The sequence below is a fragment of the Bosea sp. (in: a-proteobacteria) genome (genome assembly GCA_023910605.1).
GTDB lineage: Bacteria > Pseudomonadota > Alphaproteobacteria > Rhizobiales > Beijerinckiaceae > Allobosea.
The window spans coordinates 1,767,366-1,782,086 of record JAAVVV010000001.1 but is presented as its reverse complement, the minus strand read 5'-3'; the positions used below and the strand labels follow the sequence as shown (position 1 = coordinate 1,782,086).

14 protein-coding genes are annotated in these 14,721 nt (G+C 65.4%); 6 read left to right on the top strand and 8 right to left on the bottom strand.

Annotation, left to right across the window (positions count from 1 at the left end; translation table 11 throughout):
* Positions 1-91 precede the first annotated feature (91 nt).
* Entirely contained in the window at positions 92-1,639 is a 1,548-nt protein-coding gene (locus HEQ16_08615; GenBank protein MCO4054102.1) for a cysteine--tRNA ligase, read from the bottom strand.
* Between the two features lie 326 nt (positions 1,640-1,965).
* On the opposite strand from HEQ16_08615, the gene HEQ16_08610 reads away from it, so the two are divergent.
* The gene (locus HEQ16_08610; protein ID MCO4054101.1) at positions 1,966-2,289 is read left to right on the top strand and encodes a hypothetical protein; all 324 of its coding nucleotides are present in this window, start codon (positions 1,966-1,968) and stop codon (positions 2,287-2,289) included.
* Positions 2,290-2,292: 3 nt separating this feature from the next.
* On the opposite strand, the gene HEQ16_08605 is transcribed toward HEQ16_08610, so the two are convergent.
* Entirely contained in the window at positions 2,293-2,817 is a 525-nt protein-coding gene (locus HEQ16_08605; protein ID MCO4054100.1) for a CreA family protein, read from the bottom strand.
* Positions 2,818-2,988: 171 nt separating this feature from the next.
* Here HEQ16_08605 and dctP point away from each other — a divergent pair, with 171 nt between their 5' ends.
* The 3 genes from dctP (at position 2,989) to HEQ16_08590 (ending at position 5,945) form a co-directional block, all read left to right on the top strand.
* Entirely contained in the window at positions 2,989-4,077 is a 1,089-nt protein-coding gene (gene dctP / locus HEQ16_08600) for a TRAP transporter substrate-binding protein DctP (protein ID MCO4054099.1), read from the top strand.
* 23 nt (positions 4,078-4,100) lie between these two features.
* Positions 4,101-4,610 (top strand): MarR family transcriptional regulator, encoded by a 510-nt coding sequence (locus HEQ16_08595; protein ID MCO4054098.1) that lies wholly within the window; start codon positions 4,101-4,103, stop codon positions 4,608-4,610.
* A gap of 111 nt (positions 4,611-4,721) precedes the next feature.
* Positions 4,722-5,945, top strand: a complete 1,224-nt coding sequence (locus HEQ16_08590) for a DUF2865 domain-containing protein (GenBank protein MCO4054097.1) — start codon at positions 4,722-4,724, stop codon at positions 5,943-5,945.
* 57 nt (positions 5,946-6,002) lie between these two features.
* Here the strand turns inward: HEQ16_08590 and HEQ16_08585 are convergent, their stop codons facing one another.
* From HEQ16_08585 to HEQ16_08575, 3 genes are all read right to left on the bottom strand, one after another.
* Positions 6,003-7,346 (bottom strand): glutamate--tRNA ligase, encoded by a 1,344-nt coding sequence (locus tag HEQ16_08585; protein ID MCO4054096.1) that lies wholly within the window; start codon positions 7,344-7,346, stop codon positions 6,003-6,005.
* A gap of 85 nt (positions 7,347-7,431) precedes the next feature.
* A complete protein-coding gene (locus HEQ16_08580; GenBank protein ID MCO4054095.1) occupies positions 7,432-8,382 on the bottom strand; it encodes a DUF808 domain-containing protein in 951 nt (316 codons plus the stop codon).
* 24 nt (positions 8,383-8,406) lie between these two features.
* Positions 8,407-10,140, bottom strand: a complete 1,734-nt coding sequence (locus tag HEQ16_08575) for an NAD+ synthase (GenBank protein ID MCO4054094.1) — start codon at positions 10,138-10,140, stop codon at positions 8,407-8,409.
* Positions 10,141-10,339: 199 nt separating this feature from the next.
* Here HEQ16_08575 and HEQ16_08570 point away from each other — a divergent pair, with 199 nt between their 5' ends.
* Together HEQ16_08570 and HEQ16_08565 are read left to right on the top strand one after the other, a co-directional pair.
* On the top strand, positions 10,340-11,194 hold the full coding sequence (locus tag HEQ16_08570; GenBank protein MCO4054093.1) for a porin family protein: 855 nt from the start codon (positions 10,340-10,342) through the stop codon (positions 11,192-11,194).
* Between the two features lie 450 nt (positions 11,195-11,644).
* Positions 11,645-11,932: a hypothetical protein gene (locus tag HEQ16_08565; protein MCO4054092.1), complete on the top strand. Its 288-nt coding sequence runs from the start codon at positions 11,645-11,647 to the stop codon at positions 11,930-11,932.
* A gap of 27 nt (positions 11,933-11,959) precedes the next feature.
* Here the strand turns inward: HEQ16_08565 and HEQ16_08560 are convergent, their stop codons facing one another.
* From HEQ16_08560 to HEQ16_08550, 3 genes are all read right to left on the bottom strand, one after another.
* Entirely contained in the window at positions 11,960-13,675 is a 1,716-nt protein-coding gene (locus HEQ16_08560; GenBank protein ID MCO4054091.1) for an IS66 family transposase, read from the bottom strand.
* Positions 13,676-13,751: 76 nt separating this feature from the next.
* Entirely contained in the window at positions 13,752-14,096 is a 345-nt protein-coding gene (gene tnpB / locus HEQ16_08555) for an IS66 family insertion sequence element accessory protein TnpB (GenBank protein MCO4054090.1), read from the bottom strand.
* The gene (locus HEQ16_08550; GenBank protein ID MCO4054089.1) at positions 14,093-14,476 is read right to left on the bottom strand and encodes a transposase; all 384 of its coding nucleotides are present in this window, start codon (positions 14,474-14,476) and stop codon (positions 14,093-14,095) included. The genes tnpB and HEQ16_08550 overlap by 4 nt, the downstream gene beginning before the upstream one ends.
* Positions 14,477-14,721 lie beyond the last annotated feature (245 nt).

Below are 14,721 nucleotides of genomic sequence, written 5' to 3'. Positions count from 1 at the left end.
GCCGGGATTTGCTGAACGGTCACGTCGTCGAAGTCACCTCTCCCCTTGCGGGAGGGGTGCGGAGAGGGGTTGCGCCGCTCTGGCCCGACGCTCACCGCTTGACCTCCCAGCTCGTGGTCGGCTCGCCCGTGACCGGGTCCTTGCCGTCCTTGAGCGCGATGCCCATGGCGGCAAGCTCGTCGCGGATGCGGTCGGATTCGGCGAAGTCTCTGGCGCGGCGGGCTTCGAGGCGGGCGGTGATCAGGGCTTCAATGATCGCCTTGCGTTCGTCTGGTTCAATCCGCGCTGCTGCAACCCCGAAACCGAGGGGACTCAGGACGAGGCGTTGCCCGATGAGGCCGAGGGTGGCCGACAAGGAAGCCGCCGCCTTCTTGTCGCCTTTGGATGCCGACCTGGCCAGCCCATGAAGCACAGAAACAGCGCTCGCAGTGTTCAAGTCATCCAGCATCGCTTCCAAAAACTCAGCGGAGACATCATCTGCACTGAATTCATATGGCGAGGCTTTCGACAATGAATCGCTCCACCGTTGCAGTGCGCCTTCCGCCTCCTCCAGCGCCCGCACCGTCCAGTCGATCGGCTGGCGGTAATGGGTCTTGAGCATCGCGAGGCGCAGGACTTCGCCCGGCCAGCTGCGGCCGCCGAAGGTGTCGGTGTGCAGCAGCTCGTGAATGGTCACGAAGTTGCCGTCTGACTTGCTCATCTTGCGGCCTTCGACCTGAAGGAAGCCGTTGTGCATCCAGACGCTCGCCATCTTCTCGATGCCGAAGGCGCAGCAGCTCTGGGCAATCTCGTTCTCGTGGTGCGGGAAGACGAGGTCGATGCCGCCGCCATGGATGTCGAACTGCTCGCCGAGCAGTGCGCCCGCCATGGCCGAGCATTCGATGTGCCAGCCCGGGCGGCCGAAGCCCCAGGGGCTGTCCCAGCCGGGCTCTGTTTCGGGGTTCGAGGGCTTCCACAGCACAAAATCCATCGGGTCACGCTTGTAGGGCGCGACATCGACGCGGGCGCCGGCCAGCATGTCGTCAAAATTGCGCTTCGACAGCGCGCCGTATTTCGGCACGCCCGGCAGCGCGTCCATGGATGAGGGCGAGAACAGGACATGGCCTTCGGCCTCATAGGCCACGCCGCGCTCCACCAGCTTTGCGATGATGCGCACCATGTCCATGGGCTGCTCGCCATTGGCGACAAAGTCGGTGGCGCGCGGGGTGTGGGTGGGCTCAAGCACGTTCAGCGCCTTGAGGTCGGCGTTGAACTGGGCGACCGTGCCTTCGGTCAGGTCGCGCATCTCGTCCAGCAGCGGACGCTTGCGGCTCCAGCGCTGGAAGGCGCGCGCGTTGATCTTGTCGTCAACATCCGTGATGTTGCGGGCATAGGTGACGCGGGTCTGGCCCGCGCCGCCGTCGAAGGCGCCCTGCCGCGCGAGATGCCTCAGCAGACGGAACAGCACGTCGAACACGATCATCGGGCGCGCATTGCCGATATGGGCGAAGTCATAGACCGTGGGTCCGCAGACATACATGCGCAGATGGTCAGGATCGAGGGGCGTGAAGGGCTCCCTGGTCCGCGTCAGCGTGTTGTAGAGCTTCAGGGCAGACCTGGCTTCTGGGCCGGGTTCGGGCTTGGCGTCGGGCGGGGACATGTCGCGGGTTCCGAATGGATTGAGAACAGGCATGGCCTGTCCGACCTCCGGCCGGATCGCTTGTCATCTGTGCGTTAAGAAGACGAGACGGCTCCAGCCAGCGTGTGAGCTAGCTGCAAATCCTGCAAATCGCGAGAGCGAAGGTGGCCGAGATCATCATCGGTTTGTCTTGCCTTTTGTGGCCGCTTTGGTCAAGAGGCTGACCGGCGGGCCAGCCGTTCAGGGAACAGCTCTCGCGCCTGAGGATGCTTCATCAAATCTTAAGCGTGTCGGTCCACGCTTTATCGATTGAGCGCAGCTCTCAACCTGTCCAAGGTCCTTTCTTCATGCGCCGCGTCGTCCTGTCCCTCTCCTTCGCGCTTGTGGCCGCCGGCGCCGTTTCGTTTTCGGTGGTGCCCTCGGCCGCCCCGCGCGGCAAGAGCGATCAGAGCGTGTTCCTGCTGCCGGCCAGCGATGGCTACGGCGTGGCCGACTGCATCTCCGGCAATCGCGAATGCGGCAAGATCGTCGCCAATGCCTGGTGCGAATCGAAGGGCTTCGTGCGCGCCGCCTCGTTCGGCGCGGTGTCCCCGACCGAAATCACCGGCTCGGTTGGCGGGCGCGGCGGCGCCCCGAAGGATCCGCCGCTGATGATCGCTTGCGCGGACTGAGGCTCACTTCAGCCATTCGGCGCATTTCGGAGCCGGCTCGGCCACGCCCCAGGGCATGATCGGCACGCTCGAGGTCGAGTTCTTGGGCGAGCCCTCGATGAGCCTGTCCGAATACACCATGTAGATCAGCACGTTGCGCTTCACGTCACAGCCGCGCACGATCTGCATCCGCTTCCAAACCAGCGAGCGGCGCTCGCGCAGCATCACATCGCCCTGCTCGAACTTGGCCTTGAAGCGGATCGGGCCCACCTGGCGGCAGGCTAGCGAAATGTCCGAGACCTCTTCGGCCACGCCGAACATGCCGGCGACCCCGCCGCGTTCGGGCGTGGTGTAGTGGCAAGCCACACCATCGATCAGCGGATCATCGACCCCGTAAACCGCGAGCTTGTCGTCGGGGGTCAGCATCTTCCACACTGTGGACTTCTTGAAGATCAGGTCAGGTTCGCTCTCCGCAAGAGCGGTCTGTGCGGCCCCGGCCGCGGCCAAAGCTACGCTGGCGGCTAAGGCGAGGGTGATGGCGCGGCGCATGGTCGGGCATCCTCTGACGATCCGCTTCCCAGATGGTGCCGCGGTCACGCTTTTTGAAGAGGCCGCTGGCTGCGCGAGGAGAGGCCGCCGCGTCGAACCGGGCTTCACCATGTTCGAAAGCATCGATAAGGTGCATTCAAGAACGACGCAAACGGCACCGGGGAGGACACCATGAAGCGCCGAGATTTCCTGAAGACGGGCTCCATCGCCGCGGCAGCAGCCACGATCGCCGCGCCTGCCATCGCGCAGTCGATGCCGGAGGTGAAATGGCGCCTCACCTCGAGCTTTCCGCGCTCGCTCGACACCATCTTCGGCACGGCGCAGACGCTCGCCAGATACATGGCTGACGCCACCGATGGCCGCTTCCAGATCCAGACCTTCTCGGCAGGCGAGATCGTGCCCGGGCTCCAGGCGCTCGACGCGGTGTCAAACGGCTCGGTGGAATGCGCGCACACGCCCACCTACTTCTATGTCGGCAAGGACCCGGTGCTGGGCTTCGGCACGGGCGTGCCGTTCGGGCTCAATGCGCGGCAGCAGCATTCGTGGTGGCATTTCGGCGGCGGCGAGAAACTGATCAACGAAAGCCTCGCCAGGTTCAACGCCTACTCCATACCGGCTGGCAACTCCGGCTGCCAGATGGGCGGCTTCTTCCGCAAGGAACTCAACACGCCGGCAGACCTCAGCGGCCTCAAGTTCCGCATCGGCGGCATGGGCGGGCAGGTGCTGGCGCGGCTCGGCGTGGTGCCGCAGCAAATCGCGGCGGGGGATGTCTATCCGGCGCTCGAACGCGGCACGATCGACGCAGCCGAGTTCGTTGGCCCCTATGACGACGAAAAGCTGGGGCTGAGCCGCGTCGCCAAATACTACTACTATCCCGGCTGGTGGGAGGGCGGCGCCATGCTCCACCTCGTGATCAACCAGGCCGAGTGGAACAAGCTGCCCAAGCATTACCAGGCCATCCTGACCCAGGCCTGCGAGGCGGCGAACAACTGGATGCTGGCCAAGTATGACGCGGTGAACCCGCCCGCGCTGCGCCGCCTCGTGGCGGCCGGCACGGAACTGCGCGCCTTCCCGCAGCCGATCATGGAGGCTGCGCTCAAGGCCGCGAATGATTACTACGCCGATCTTGCCGGCCGGAACGAGAGCTTCAAGCGCGCGCTCGATTCGATGACAGCCTTCCGCGCCGAGACGCTGCTGTGGTGGCAGGTAGGCGAGTTGTCCTATGATGCGTTCATGGCGCGCACGCGCGGCAGGACCTGAGGCGTCGCGCGCGGGGCGCCGCGATGTCCGGCACCGATCAGGACGGGCTGCCGCCGCTTGATGCTGCGGGAGACAGGCTGAAGCTCGAACGCTTCCTGCCCTATCGGCTCGTGGTGGCCGCGACGCTGGCCAGCCGGGCGCTGGCCCGCATCTACAGCCGCCATTTCGGCATCGGCATCCCGGAATGGCGGGTGATGGCCATGCTGGGCCAGTTCGACAGGCTGACGGCACGCGATGTGGGAGAGCTCTCCCACATGCACAAAACCAAGGTGTCGCGCGCGGTGAGCGAGCTTGTGGAGCGCGGGCTGATCGAGCGCACGCCCAACCGCGACGATCGGCGCGAAGCCTTCCTGTCGCTCAGCGCCCCCGGCCGGCGCATCTACGACCAGGTGGCGCCGATGGCGCTGGCGTTCGAAAAGCGCCTCAGCGACGACATACCGGCTGCCGAGATGCAGGCCTTCGAGCGGGTGCTTTCCACCCTCACAGAACGGGTCCGCGTGCTGTCCGCGGGTTTCACCGCCCCCGACGACTAATTTTTTTCCGGCCGGGGCCGCAACATACTTCCGTCTCGATCATCATCTGTTATCTCTGGCCCCGCAGATCAGGCTTCGAAGCCTGGCTGAGTTTTCTGGAAGCGGAGCATCATGGTTGCACGTCCTGGCCGGCCGGCTTTTCTTCGGCTGGCAATCCTGCTGGTCACGCTCTCCGGCGCGAACGAGATTGCCCAGGCGCAGGCGCCGCAATGCGATGGGTGGCGCGGAGAACTTGCGCGCCTGGAGCGCTCGGGCAGCGGCAATCCGCGAGCGGCGCAGAACGCGCAGAGGGTTGGCGCTGAGCTGGCCCGGGCGCAGCAGGTCTACAGTTCGCTTCAATGCGGCGGCTCCTGGGTGTTCCAGCAACCGCCGCCACAGTGCTTCGCGCTTCGCGGCCAGATCGGCCAGCTTCGTGCCCAGCTCGGGGCCCTTGAAGCAGCGGGCGGCGGCAGCGAGAATCGCCGCCGCGCGCTGATTGCGGCCATCGAGGATAATTGCCGGCCTGGCATCTACCGCACCCAGCCCATCGCGCCGCAGCCACAGCCACAGCCACAGCCGCCACGCAGTCTGTTCGAGGCCCTGTTCGGCGCGCCGGATCGCTCGCCCCCGCCGCCTTATGGCGCGCCGCTGACAGATGGCATCCTGCTGGACGAGGAAGCCAGGATTCCGAGCTGGGGCTCGGGCCGTCCTGTCTGCGTGCGCACCTGCGACGGCTACTTCTTCCCCCTCGCCAACAGCCCCGGCGGACGCGAAAGCCAGAGCGACATGTGCCGCGCCCTTTGCCCGGCGGCAAGGACCGAGGTGTTCTTCATGAGCGCCGACGGCAACATCGAGAATGCCAGCAGCCGCACGGGTTCGAGCTATTCGAGCCTGCCCAATGCCGGGCGCTACCTGCGTCAGTTCGATCCATCCTGCGGCTGCCGCAAGCAGGGCCAGAGCTGGGCCCAGGCGCTGGCAGAGGCCGAGGACATGCTGGAGCGCCGCCGCGGCGATGTGTTCGTGACCGAGCAGCGCGCCAGGGAGATGTCCCGCGCGCGCCTGACCCCCTCGGCGCAGGCCCGGGCGCAAACCGCCCGCCAGCGCGAGCAGCAGGCGACCGCCCCGGTGGCGCCGCAAGCCGAACAGGCGGCCGACGCCGCAGCCGCCCGCGCGCTGGATGAAGCCGGCCGCAGCGCGCCCACCGCCGGCACCGAGTCATCCGGCATCGGCCCGAGGAACCTTGGAACCGGCACCGTCGCCGCCGGTCAGGGCGAACGGCGCGAGGTGACCAATTCGGCAGGCGAACGCCGCACGGTGCGGATCGTGGCGCCGGCCCTTTCGCCGGTCATTCAGTAACGGGCGCCTGCGCAGCCACGCAGCTGACCGTGCGGATGGCTGCGGGCAAGCCCCCGTTCAGCAGATCTCGCCCTTGAGGCGGCGCTCGATTCGTTCGCGGCCCATCAGCGGGAGAAGCGGCGCCAGTTCCGGCCCGTGCTCGCGGCCGGTCAGCGCCAGCCTGAGCGGCATGAACAGCGCCCTGCCCTTGGCGCCCGTCGCGATCTTGATCGCCTCGGTCCACGGCTTCCAGTCCACAGCTTCCAGCGGGCCGGGCGGCAAGGCTTCCAGCGCCTTGCGCGCGAAGGCCTCGTCCCCGATCACCGGGTTGATCGGTCCGGCGACGACGCGCCACCAGTCAGCGGCGTCGGCGAAGCGGTGAAGGTTGCCGCGCACAGCCAGCCAGAATTCCTCCCCGCCCGCGATTCCGAGCGCGTGCAGGCGCGGCGCGGCCTCTTCGGCGGGCATCTGGTGCAGCAGGCGTGCGTTGAGCTGCTCAAGCTCGGCCTCGTCGAAACGGGCCGGCGCGCGTCCGACATGGGCGAGATCGACGATCGCGGCGAGTTCGCCGAGGCTCGATACGGGGCGCACCGCCTCCGCCGAGCCCACCAGCACGGCGAGCGCAGCGACGGCCAGAGGCTCCATGCCGCTCTCGCGCAGCATCCCGAGCGATAGATGGCCAAGACGTTTGGACAGCCCTTCCCCGCTCGCGGTGGTGAGCAGGTTATGGTGGGCGAACACCGGCGGAACTGCGCCGAGCGCCTCGATGATCTGGATCTGGACGGCAGTGTTGGTGACATGATCCTCGCCGCGGATCACATGGGTGATGGCCATGTCGATGTCGTCCACCACGGAGGGCAACGTGTAGAGATAGGTGCCGTCGGCCCGGATCAGCACCGGATCGGAGAGCGAGGCGCAGTCGACTTGCGCTTCACCTCGCACCAGATCCGTCCAGCCCACGGCGGCCGCATCGAGGCGGAATCGCCAATGGGGACGCCTTCCCTCAGCCTCCAGCGCGGCGCGGTCCGCATCGGTGAGCTTGAGGGCGGCGCGGTCGTAGATGGGCGGAAGGCCGCGGGCGAGCTGGCGCTTGCGGCGGCGGTCGAGCTCGTCGGGCGTCTCGTAGCACGGATAGAGCCGGCCCATCGCGCGCAGGCGGTCGGCGGCCGCGCCGTAAAGGGCGAAGCGATCCGACTGTGCATGGACCTCGTGCGGGGAGATGCCGAGCCAGGCCAGATCCGCAGCGATGGCTTCGGCGAAGGCGGCGGTCGAGCGCTCCTTGTCGGTGTCATCGAAGCGCAGGATGAAGCGCCCGCCGTGACGCAGCGCGAAAAGCCAGTTGAACAGCGCTGGCCGGGCATTGCCGATATGCAGGCGGCCGGTCGGCGAGGGTGCGAAGCGAACGATGGGGGCTGGGATCATGCCGCGCTTATGGCGAAGCCGCGCCCAAGGTGCAACGGCTCTTCAGCGGCGGCCGGCTCCGGAATCGTCAGGCCCTGCGCAGCGCTCAGTGCGCCTTCGCGCCCGGCCGGACGAGGGAAAAGGCGCCCGCCACCAGCGCCCCAAGGGCAAGGCCGAGGATGCCGGAGCCGGTCGCCGCGACGAGCCAGGCGGTGAAGCCCCGCGCGCCGCCCACCAGGGCCGAGGCGCTCGCGCCCGCTCCCTCAAGCGCATGCTCGACGCCGGCCCAGCCAAGCTGCGCAAGGCCATGGACGACGATGCCGCCGCCGACCCAGAGCATGGCCGCCGTGCCGATGAGGCTGAGCAGCCTGAGGAAGGGCGGCATGGCCTTGACCATGCCCCGACCGATGGCGCGCGTGGCGGCCAGGTGGCCGCGCGCCATGAAAACGCCGAGGTCATCGCCCTTCACGATCAGCGCCACCGCACCATAGACCAGCAAGGTGACGCCGATGCCGACAGCCGCAAGCACGAAGGCCTGCATCCAGACGCTCTGCTGGGGAATCGACGCGAGCGTGATGGCCATGATCTCGGCCGAAAGGATGAGGTCGGTGCGGATCGCGCCCGCCACCCTGGCGTCCTCGAGGCTGCGCCCGTCGGCAGCGACGATGCCAGCCATGGCCGCCTCGGCCGGAGCCTCATGGCCTGCGACCATTTCATGCACTTTTTCATAGCCCTCGAAGCACAGGAACAGCCCTCCCGCCATCAGCAGGGGCGTGATCGCCCAGGGCGCGAAGAAGGCCAGCGCCAGCGCGCCCGGCAGCAGGACCAGCAGCTTGTTCTTCAACGAGCCCATGGCGATCTTGCCGATGATGGGAAGCTCGCGATCGGCCGCGAAGCCGACGACATAGCGGGGCGTGACGGCCGTGTCGTCGATGACGATGCCGGCAGCCTTGGCGCCGGCCTTGGTCGCCTGGGCGGCCACATCGTCGAGGGAGGCGGCGGCGACCTTGGCGATCGCCGCGACATCATCCAGCAGTGCTATCAATCCGCCGCTCATCAGGCGTCACCTCGGGCAAGGGCATCAGAAGTCGACGACGTCGAGGCGGGATGCCCCTTGCGGGGTGGGGTTGCCGGCCGCCGGCGCATAGGGCGGCTCGCCCGGATCGCGAAAGCGATTGACAATGGGGTAACGCCGGTCGCGCCCGAAAGATCGCTTCGTCACCTTCACGCCGGGGGCTGACTGGCGGCGCTTGTACTCCGCCAGGAAAAGCAGGCGCTCCACCTTCCTGACGGTTGCGAGATCATGGCCGCGCGCCACGATGTCGCTCAGCCGCATCTCGTGCTCGACGAGGCAGGCGAGCATGTCGTCGAGCGCGGCATAGGGCGGCAGCGAATCCTGATCGGTCTGGTTCTCGCGCAGTTCGGCGGTCGGCGCCTTGCTGAGGATGCCGGTCGGGATGACGACGCCGTCGGGACCCAGCGCGCCTCGCGGCTTCCAGCGGTTGCGCAGCGCGCTCAGGCGGTAGACCTCCATCTTGTAGAGATCCTTGATGGGGTTGAAGCCGCCATTCATGTCGCCATAGAGCGTGCAGTAGCCCACCGACATCTCGGACTTGTTGCCGGTGGTGATGACCATCGGCCCGAACTTGTTCGAGACGGACATCAGCACCGTGCCGCGGGCCCGGCTTTGCAGGTTCTCCTCGGTGATGTCGGCGGGACGGCCCGCGAAGAGCGGCGCGAGCGCGGCCTCGAACCCCGCAACGATCGGCGCGATGGGGACAATCTCGTAGCTGACCCCGAGCGCGCGGGCACATTCGAAAGCGTCATTCAGACTGTCCTGAGATGTGTAGCGATAGGGCATCATCAGGCAGCGGACACGATCGGCGCCCAGCGCATCCACCGCCATCGCGGCGCAGATGGCGCTGTCGATGCCGCCGGAGAGCCCAAGCACCACGCTGCGGAAGCCGTTCTTCTCGACATAGCCGCGCAGGCCGAGCACGCAGGCCGCATAGTCAGCCTCGTCCGTCTCCTCGATGAGCGCGAGCGGCGCCGACACGCAGCGCCAGACGCCGCCCTCGCGCGCGAAATCGACGAGTGCGACGGTTTCGCCAAAGGCCGGAAGCTGAGCGGCCAGGGAGGCGTCGGCGTTCAGCACGAAGGAGGCGCCGTCGAAGACCAGTTCATCCTGCCCGCCGACCTGGTTGAGATAGACCAGCGGCAGCCCGCTCTCGACCACGCGGGGAACAGCCACGCCCATGCGCTCGTCGATCACGCCCCGGCGATAGGGCGAGCCATTGGGCGAGAGCAGGATCTCCGCGCCTGTCTCGGCCAGGCATTCGACGACATCGACACCCCAGATGTCCTCGCAGATGGGAAGCCCCAGCCGCACGCCGCGGAAGGTGACGGGGCCGGGCAGCGGGCCGGGCTCGAAGACGCGCTTCTCGTCGAACACGCCGTAATTCGGCAGGTCGACCTTGAAGCGCACCGATTGGACGCGGCCCGCATCGAGCAGCGCATAGGCGTTGTAGAGCTTGCCGCCCTCGACCCAGGGCAGGCCAACCAGCAGGCCCGGCCCGCCATCGGCGGTGAGGGCGGCGAGTTCATCGCAGGCACGGCGGCACGCATCCTGGAAGGCCGGCTTCAGGACAAGATCCTCCGGCGGATAGGCCGACAGGAACAGCTCCGGAAACATCACGAGCGCAGCGCCCTGCGCGGCCGCCCCGGCGCGCGCGGCGCTGGCTTTGGCGGCGTTGCCGACCGGATCGCCGACGGTTGGATCAAGCTGGGCGAGAGCAATGCGCAGGCGGCTGGTCATGAAAACGATTTAGCGCCCCGGCCCACAACGGGCAACGGGGCCGCCTGCATGACGGCTCCTGATTTCGGCATCATGGCTGGAATGAGGCAATAAGGGCCACACTTAACCTTTTCTTAGGATTACGTTTACCGGGCATTAGGGTTACCAAGAGATAACTGCTCCATCGTCGGAACCAGCTGATTTGTCCGGAGCAACCTTGATGCGTCTTCATCTCTCAGCCGTGGCAGCTTTCGCCTTCGCAGGTGTCTTGCCCGCATTCGCCGCCGATTACCCCATCCTGCGCGGCACATCCTCGCCGTCGCTGCCGCCGGCGCCGATGATCCAGGAAGACGCTTCGCCTTGGGAGGGGTTCTATCTGGGCGGATTGGCGGGATTCTCTTCCGTCAACTTCAATCCAAGGACCGGCGCTGCCGATCTGGCACGGCAGATCGCACTGCGCGGCACGGCGGTGGAGAACGAGTTTCAGGCGTCGCGCGCCTTGCAACCCAGTCAGTTTAGTGGCCGCGGTACGACTTTTGGTGGTTTCCTCGGTTACAATATGCAGTTTGGTGAAGCCGTGCTGGGCTTCGAGGCCGACTATATGCGCATGAACCAGGGCGACATGCGCTCCGATCTGAGCAACCGGACCTACACCACAAGCACCGGCTATAGGGAAACCGTTAACTTGGATGGCACCACGATGGCACGATTGGATGATCTGGTGACGTTGCGCCTGCGCACAGGCTACGCCATGGGCAACGTCATGCCCTATCTTACAGGGGGCCTTGCAATGGGTTTTGGCAGGGTCACCAATAAGGCAACAGTTACTCTTTCCGGAGTTGATGCCGATCCGACGCAAGCGCCTGACCTGCCGTCCTTCACCATCAACACGCCCCGTCGTAGCGAAACACGCAAGAATGCATTCATGATGGGCTTCTCGGCTGGCGCAGGCGTAGAAGCCATGTTTGGCGGGCTGATCGTCAGGGGCGAGTATCTCTTCACCCGCGTGGCCGCCCAGGGCGGCGTCGTGATCGACGTCAACCAGGCCCGTGTCGGCGCCGGCGTGAAGTTCTGATTTCTGCCACGCATCGCGAGCACTCCGAGACCGCCGGCACAGCCCGGCGGTTTTTGTTTGCATCGCTCCACGCCGTCATTGCGAGCACAGCGTCACGCCGGCGCTGCGGTTCGCCCCACGCCGTCATTGCGAGCGCAGCGGCACGCCGGCGCTTTTGCATCACCCCACGCCGTCATTGCGAGCGCAGCGAAGCAATCCAGCGCTCTTGCATCACCCCACGCCGTCATTGCGAGCGCAGCGAAGCAATCCAGCGCCCTTGCATCACCCCACGCCGTCATTGCGAGCGCAGCGAAGCAATCCAGCGCTCTTGCATCACCCCACGCCGTCATTGCGAGCACAGCGAAGCAATCCAGCGCTGCGGTTCACCCGGATCGTCAGCATCGCGGCGCACAAAGGCTGGATTGCTTCGCTGCGCTCGCAATGACGGCGGTGTATGAATGACGGCGGTGCATGAATGACGCGCTGTCGGTATGGCTGCCAATGCGTTGCGCCTCCGGCACGGTGAATGAAAACAGCGCATGGCTCCTCCTCACGCAGCGGCACAGCCCAACGCTGCGGTTCGCCCCACGCCGTCATTGCGAGCGCAGCGAAGCAATCCAGCGCTGCGGTTCGCTCCACGCCGTCATTGCGAGCGTAGCGAAGCAATCCAGCGCTGCGGTTCGCCCGGATCGTCAGCATTGCGGCGCACAAAGGCTGGATTGCTTCGCTGCGCTCGCAATGACGGCGGTGTATGAATGACGGCGGTGTATGAATGACGGTAAGCGGTTAGCTGAGGGCGTTTGACCTGAAGTTCCAGGGCATGAGGGCGTCGATTTTGGATGCGGGCCATCCTTGGGCGATATGCGCGAGGGTTTGCGACAGCCAGTCGAGAGGATCGACATTGTTCATCCTGGCGGTTTGCAGAAGCGTTCCCAGTGTAGCCCAGGTCCTGCCACCGCCTTCACTTCCGGCAAAGAGGCTGTTCTTTCGCGTAATGGTTTGGGGCCTGATGGCCCGTTCGACGATGTTGGAGTCGATTTCAATGCGACCGTCGGAGAGGAACCGTTCGAGTGCTTCACGGCGGGCGAGCGCATAGCGGATTGCTTCCGCCGTCTTGGACTTGCCGGAGACCTTGCCGAGCTCCCGTTCCCAAAGATCGAAGAGGCGCGCGACGACAGGCGCAGACTTTTCCTGCCGGAGCTTCGCGCGGGTGTCTGCATTCCGGCCGCGCACGTCATCTTCGACCCTCCACAGCTCGGTCATGGCCATGACGCTGTCCGTGGCAGCCTGCGAGACGCCGCTGATGTGCAGATCGTAGAACCTGCGCCTGAGATGCGCCCAGCATCCGGCAAGCCTCATCGTTTCTGTGCTGCCGGTTTTGGCCTGGCTTTTGGCGTGGCTCTTGGCCTGGCTCTTGGCCTGGCTCTTGGCCTGGCTCTTGGCCTGGCTCTTGGCCTGGCTCTTGGCCTGGCTCTTGGCAAGGCTGCTATAGGCCACGTATCCATCGACCTGCAGGATGCCGTTGTACCCGGACAGATGACGGGCCACACATTCAGCGCCTCTGCCGTCTTCGAAGCGATAGGCCACCATTGGCGGACTGGTGCCGCCATAGGGGCGATCATCGCGCGCGTAGGCCCATAACCAGGCCTTGGTTGCTTTCCCCGATCCGGGAGCCAGAGTGGGCAAGCTCGTTTCGTCGGCAAAGATCCGCTCACCCTCCTTGATCTTTTCGAGGATGTAATCGGCCAGTATCTGCAGTTCAAACCCAAGATGGCCCATCCATTGGGCCATCAGGGATCGGCTGATCTCGACCCCGTCGCGCAGGTAGATCGCCTCCTGACGGTAAAGCGGAAGACCGTCGGCATATTTGGAGACCGCGATAAAGGCGAGCAGCCGTTCCGTTGGCAATCCGGCTTCGATGATGTGTGCCGGTGCGAGCGCCTGGATCACGCCGTCATGGCCACGGAAGGCATATTTGGGACGGCGCGTCACGATGACCCTGAACTTCGGCGGAATGACATCGAGCCGTTCGGAACGGTCTTCGCTGATCAGCACCTTCTCCAGGCCCTCATATCCAGCGGGGAGTTCCGGCTCGATGACCTCCTCGATGCGCTCAAGATGCGCAGCAAAGCCTTTGCGCGGGCGTGGAGCGCGTTTCGGCTTGTCCCTGGCGCCCCGGTCGAGTTCGCTCTGGACGCTCGAAAGGCCGGTCTCCACCTCCTCGAAGGCAAAGGCAATCTGCTCGTCGTCGAGGACCCCAGGACCACCGGCGCGGAGCCGTTCAGAGCGCTTGCCATGTTGCGCGCGCTGCAAGACCTTCATGATCAGCGTCAGGTTGGCAATCCGCTCGTTGGCGCTCTGTTCGATCGCCTCCAGCCGGGCGATTTCAGCCTCCGCGGCTCTTAATCGAACATCCCCTTGCGCCTGCGCACGCGCCAGGGCGAGCACCATCGCCTTGAGCGCATCCACGTCGTCCGGCAAGGTGTTCAGGGGTAAATCCATGGGTGCAAATAGAGCACAAAACCGCTCACTTTCCCAATGATTACAGCAGCATGATTCATCTTGCCGCAGATCGACATCATCCCGTCAGCAAGGGTCGCCGCACCTTTGTCGGACGGATCTTCTTCCAGTCCATCCCGGCCAGAAGAGCCATCAGCTGCGAATGGTCCAGGCGAATGCGAGCCGCCGATAGGGCAGGCCAGCAAAAGCCTTGCTCCTCAAGCGTCTTCGAATAGAGACAAACGCCGCTGCCATCCCACCACACGATCCGAACACGGTCCGCACGTTTCGACCGAAACACGTAAAGCGCGCCGTTGAACGGGTCGAGGCCGCCATCCCGGACAAGCACCATCAGGGATGCGGCACCTTTACGAAAGTCGACGGGCTGGCACGACACGTAAACGACGACACCCAGGCCAATCATGCTTTGCGCACCGCCCTCAGTATCACGGTCAGATGATCCGCATCGATGTCGCCGCCAACACGGACAACCGTATCCCGAATGACAATCTCCACAGCCCAGTTGCCAGCCGCCTCGACGCGCGCAAACTTCACCTCATCGTGCGCAACGGGCATGGCTTTGACCGCCCCGGATGCCCGGGCCTGTCGCCGCCATCCATAAAGCTGCGAAGGGTCAACCCCGGCAGAACGCGCAATCGCCGAAACATTCGCACCAGGCAACAGCGTCTGGGAAATCAGTCGTGCCTTCTCGTCGACCGACCAATCACGTAGCCTGCGCCTCGTCCGCACCGGCGCTGCCGTCAAAACCTCAAAAACTCGATCTTGATTCATACTCTCGCTCATAGGATTCCCCACATGATTCACCGGGAAAATGAGCGATCAGAACACCAAAAGATACGTGGGGTTGCCTACACGCTTACGAATGACGCGCTGTCGGCATGGCTGCCAATGCGTTGCGCCTCCGGCACGGTGAATGAAAACAGCGCATGGCTCCTCCTCACGCAGCGGCACAGCCCAACGCTGCGGTTCGCCCCACGCCGTCATTGCGAGCGCAGCGAAGCAATCCAGCGCTGCGGTTCGCCCGGATC

What these genes read in the sequence shown, in the direction of transcription:
- HEQ16_08595 (MCO4054098.1), top strand. Translation starts at nt 4,101, where the DNA reads ATGTCCGGCACCGATCAGGACGGGCTGCCGCCGCTTGATGCTGCGGGA.
- HEQ16_08610 (MCO4054101.1), top strand. Translation starts at nt 1,966, where the DNA reads ATGCGCCGCGTCGTCCTGTCCCTCTCCTTCGCGCTTGTGGCCGCCGGC.
- HEQ16_08575 (MCO4054094.1), bottom strand. Translation starts at nt 10,140, where the DNA reads ATGACCAGCCGCCTGCGCATTGCTCTCGCCCAGCTTGATCCAACCGTC.
- HEQ16_08565 (MCO4054092.1), top strand. Translation starts at nt 11,645, where the DNA reads ATGAATGACGCGCTGTCGGTATGGCTGCCAATGCGTTGCGCCTCCGGC.
- HEQ16_08580 (MCO4054095.1), bottom strand. Translation starts at nt 8,382, where the DNA reads ATGAGCGGCGGATTGATAGCACTGCTGGATGATGTCGCGGCGATCGCC.
- tnpB (MCO4054090.1), bottom strand. Translation starts at nt 14,096, where the DNA reads ATGATTGGCCTGGGTGTCGTCGTTTACGTGTCGTGCCAGCCCGTCGAC.
- dctP (MCO4054099.1), top strand. Translation starts at nt 2,989, where the DNA reads ATGAAGCGCCGAGATTTCCTGAAGACGGGCTCCATCGCCGCGGCAGCA.
- HEQ16_08585 (MCO4054096.1), bottom strand. Translation starts at nt 7,346, where the DNA reads ATGATCCCAGCCCCCATCGTTCGCTTCGCACCCTCGCCGACCGGCCGC.
- HEQ16_08570 (MCO4054093.1), top strand. Translation starts at nt 10,340, where the DNA reads ATGCGTCTTCATCTCTCAGCCGTGGCAGCTTTCGCCTTCGCAGGTGTC.
- HEQ16_08605 (MCO4054100.1), bottom strand. Translation starts at nt 2,817, where the DNA reads ATGCGCCGCGCCATCACCCTCGCCTTAGCCGCCAGCGTAGCTTTGGCC.
- HEQ16_08615 (MCO4054102.1), bottom strand. Translation starts at nt 1,639, where the DNA reads ATGTCCCCGCCCGACGCCAAGCCCGAACCCGGCCCAGAAGCCAGGTCT.
- HEQ16_08560 (MCO4054091.1), bottom strand. Translation starts at nt 13,675, where the DNA reads ATGGATTTACCCCTGAACACCTTGCCGGACGACGTGGATGCGCTCAAG.
- HEQ16_08550 (MCO4054089.1), bottom strand. Translation starts at nt 14,476, where the DNA reads ATGAGCGAGAGTATGAATCAAGATCGAGTTTTTGAGGTTTTGACGGCA.
- HEQ16_08590 (MCO4054097.1), top strand. Translation starts at nt 4,722, where the DNA reads ATGGTTGCACGTCCTGGCCGGCCGGCTTTTCTTCGGCTGGCAATCCTG.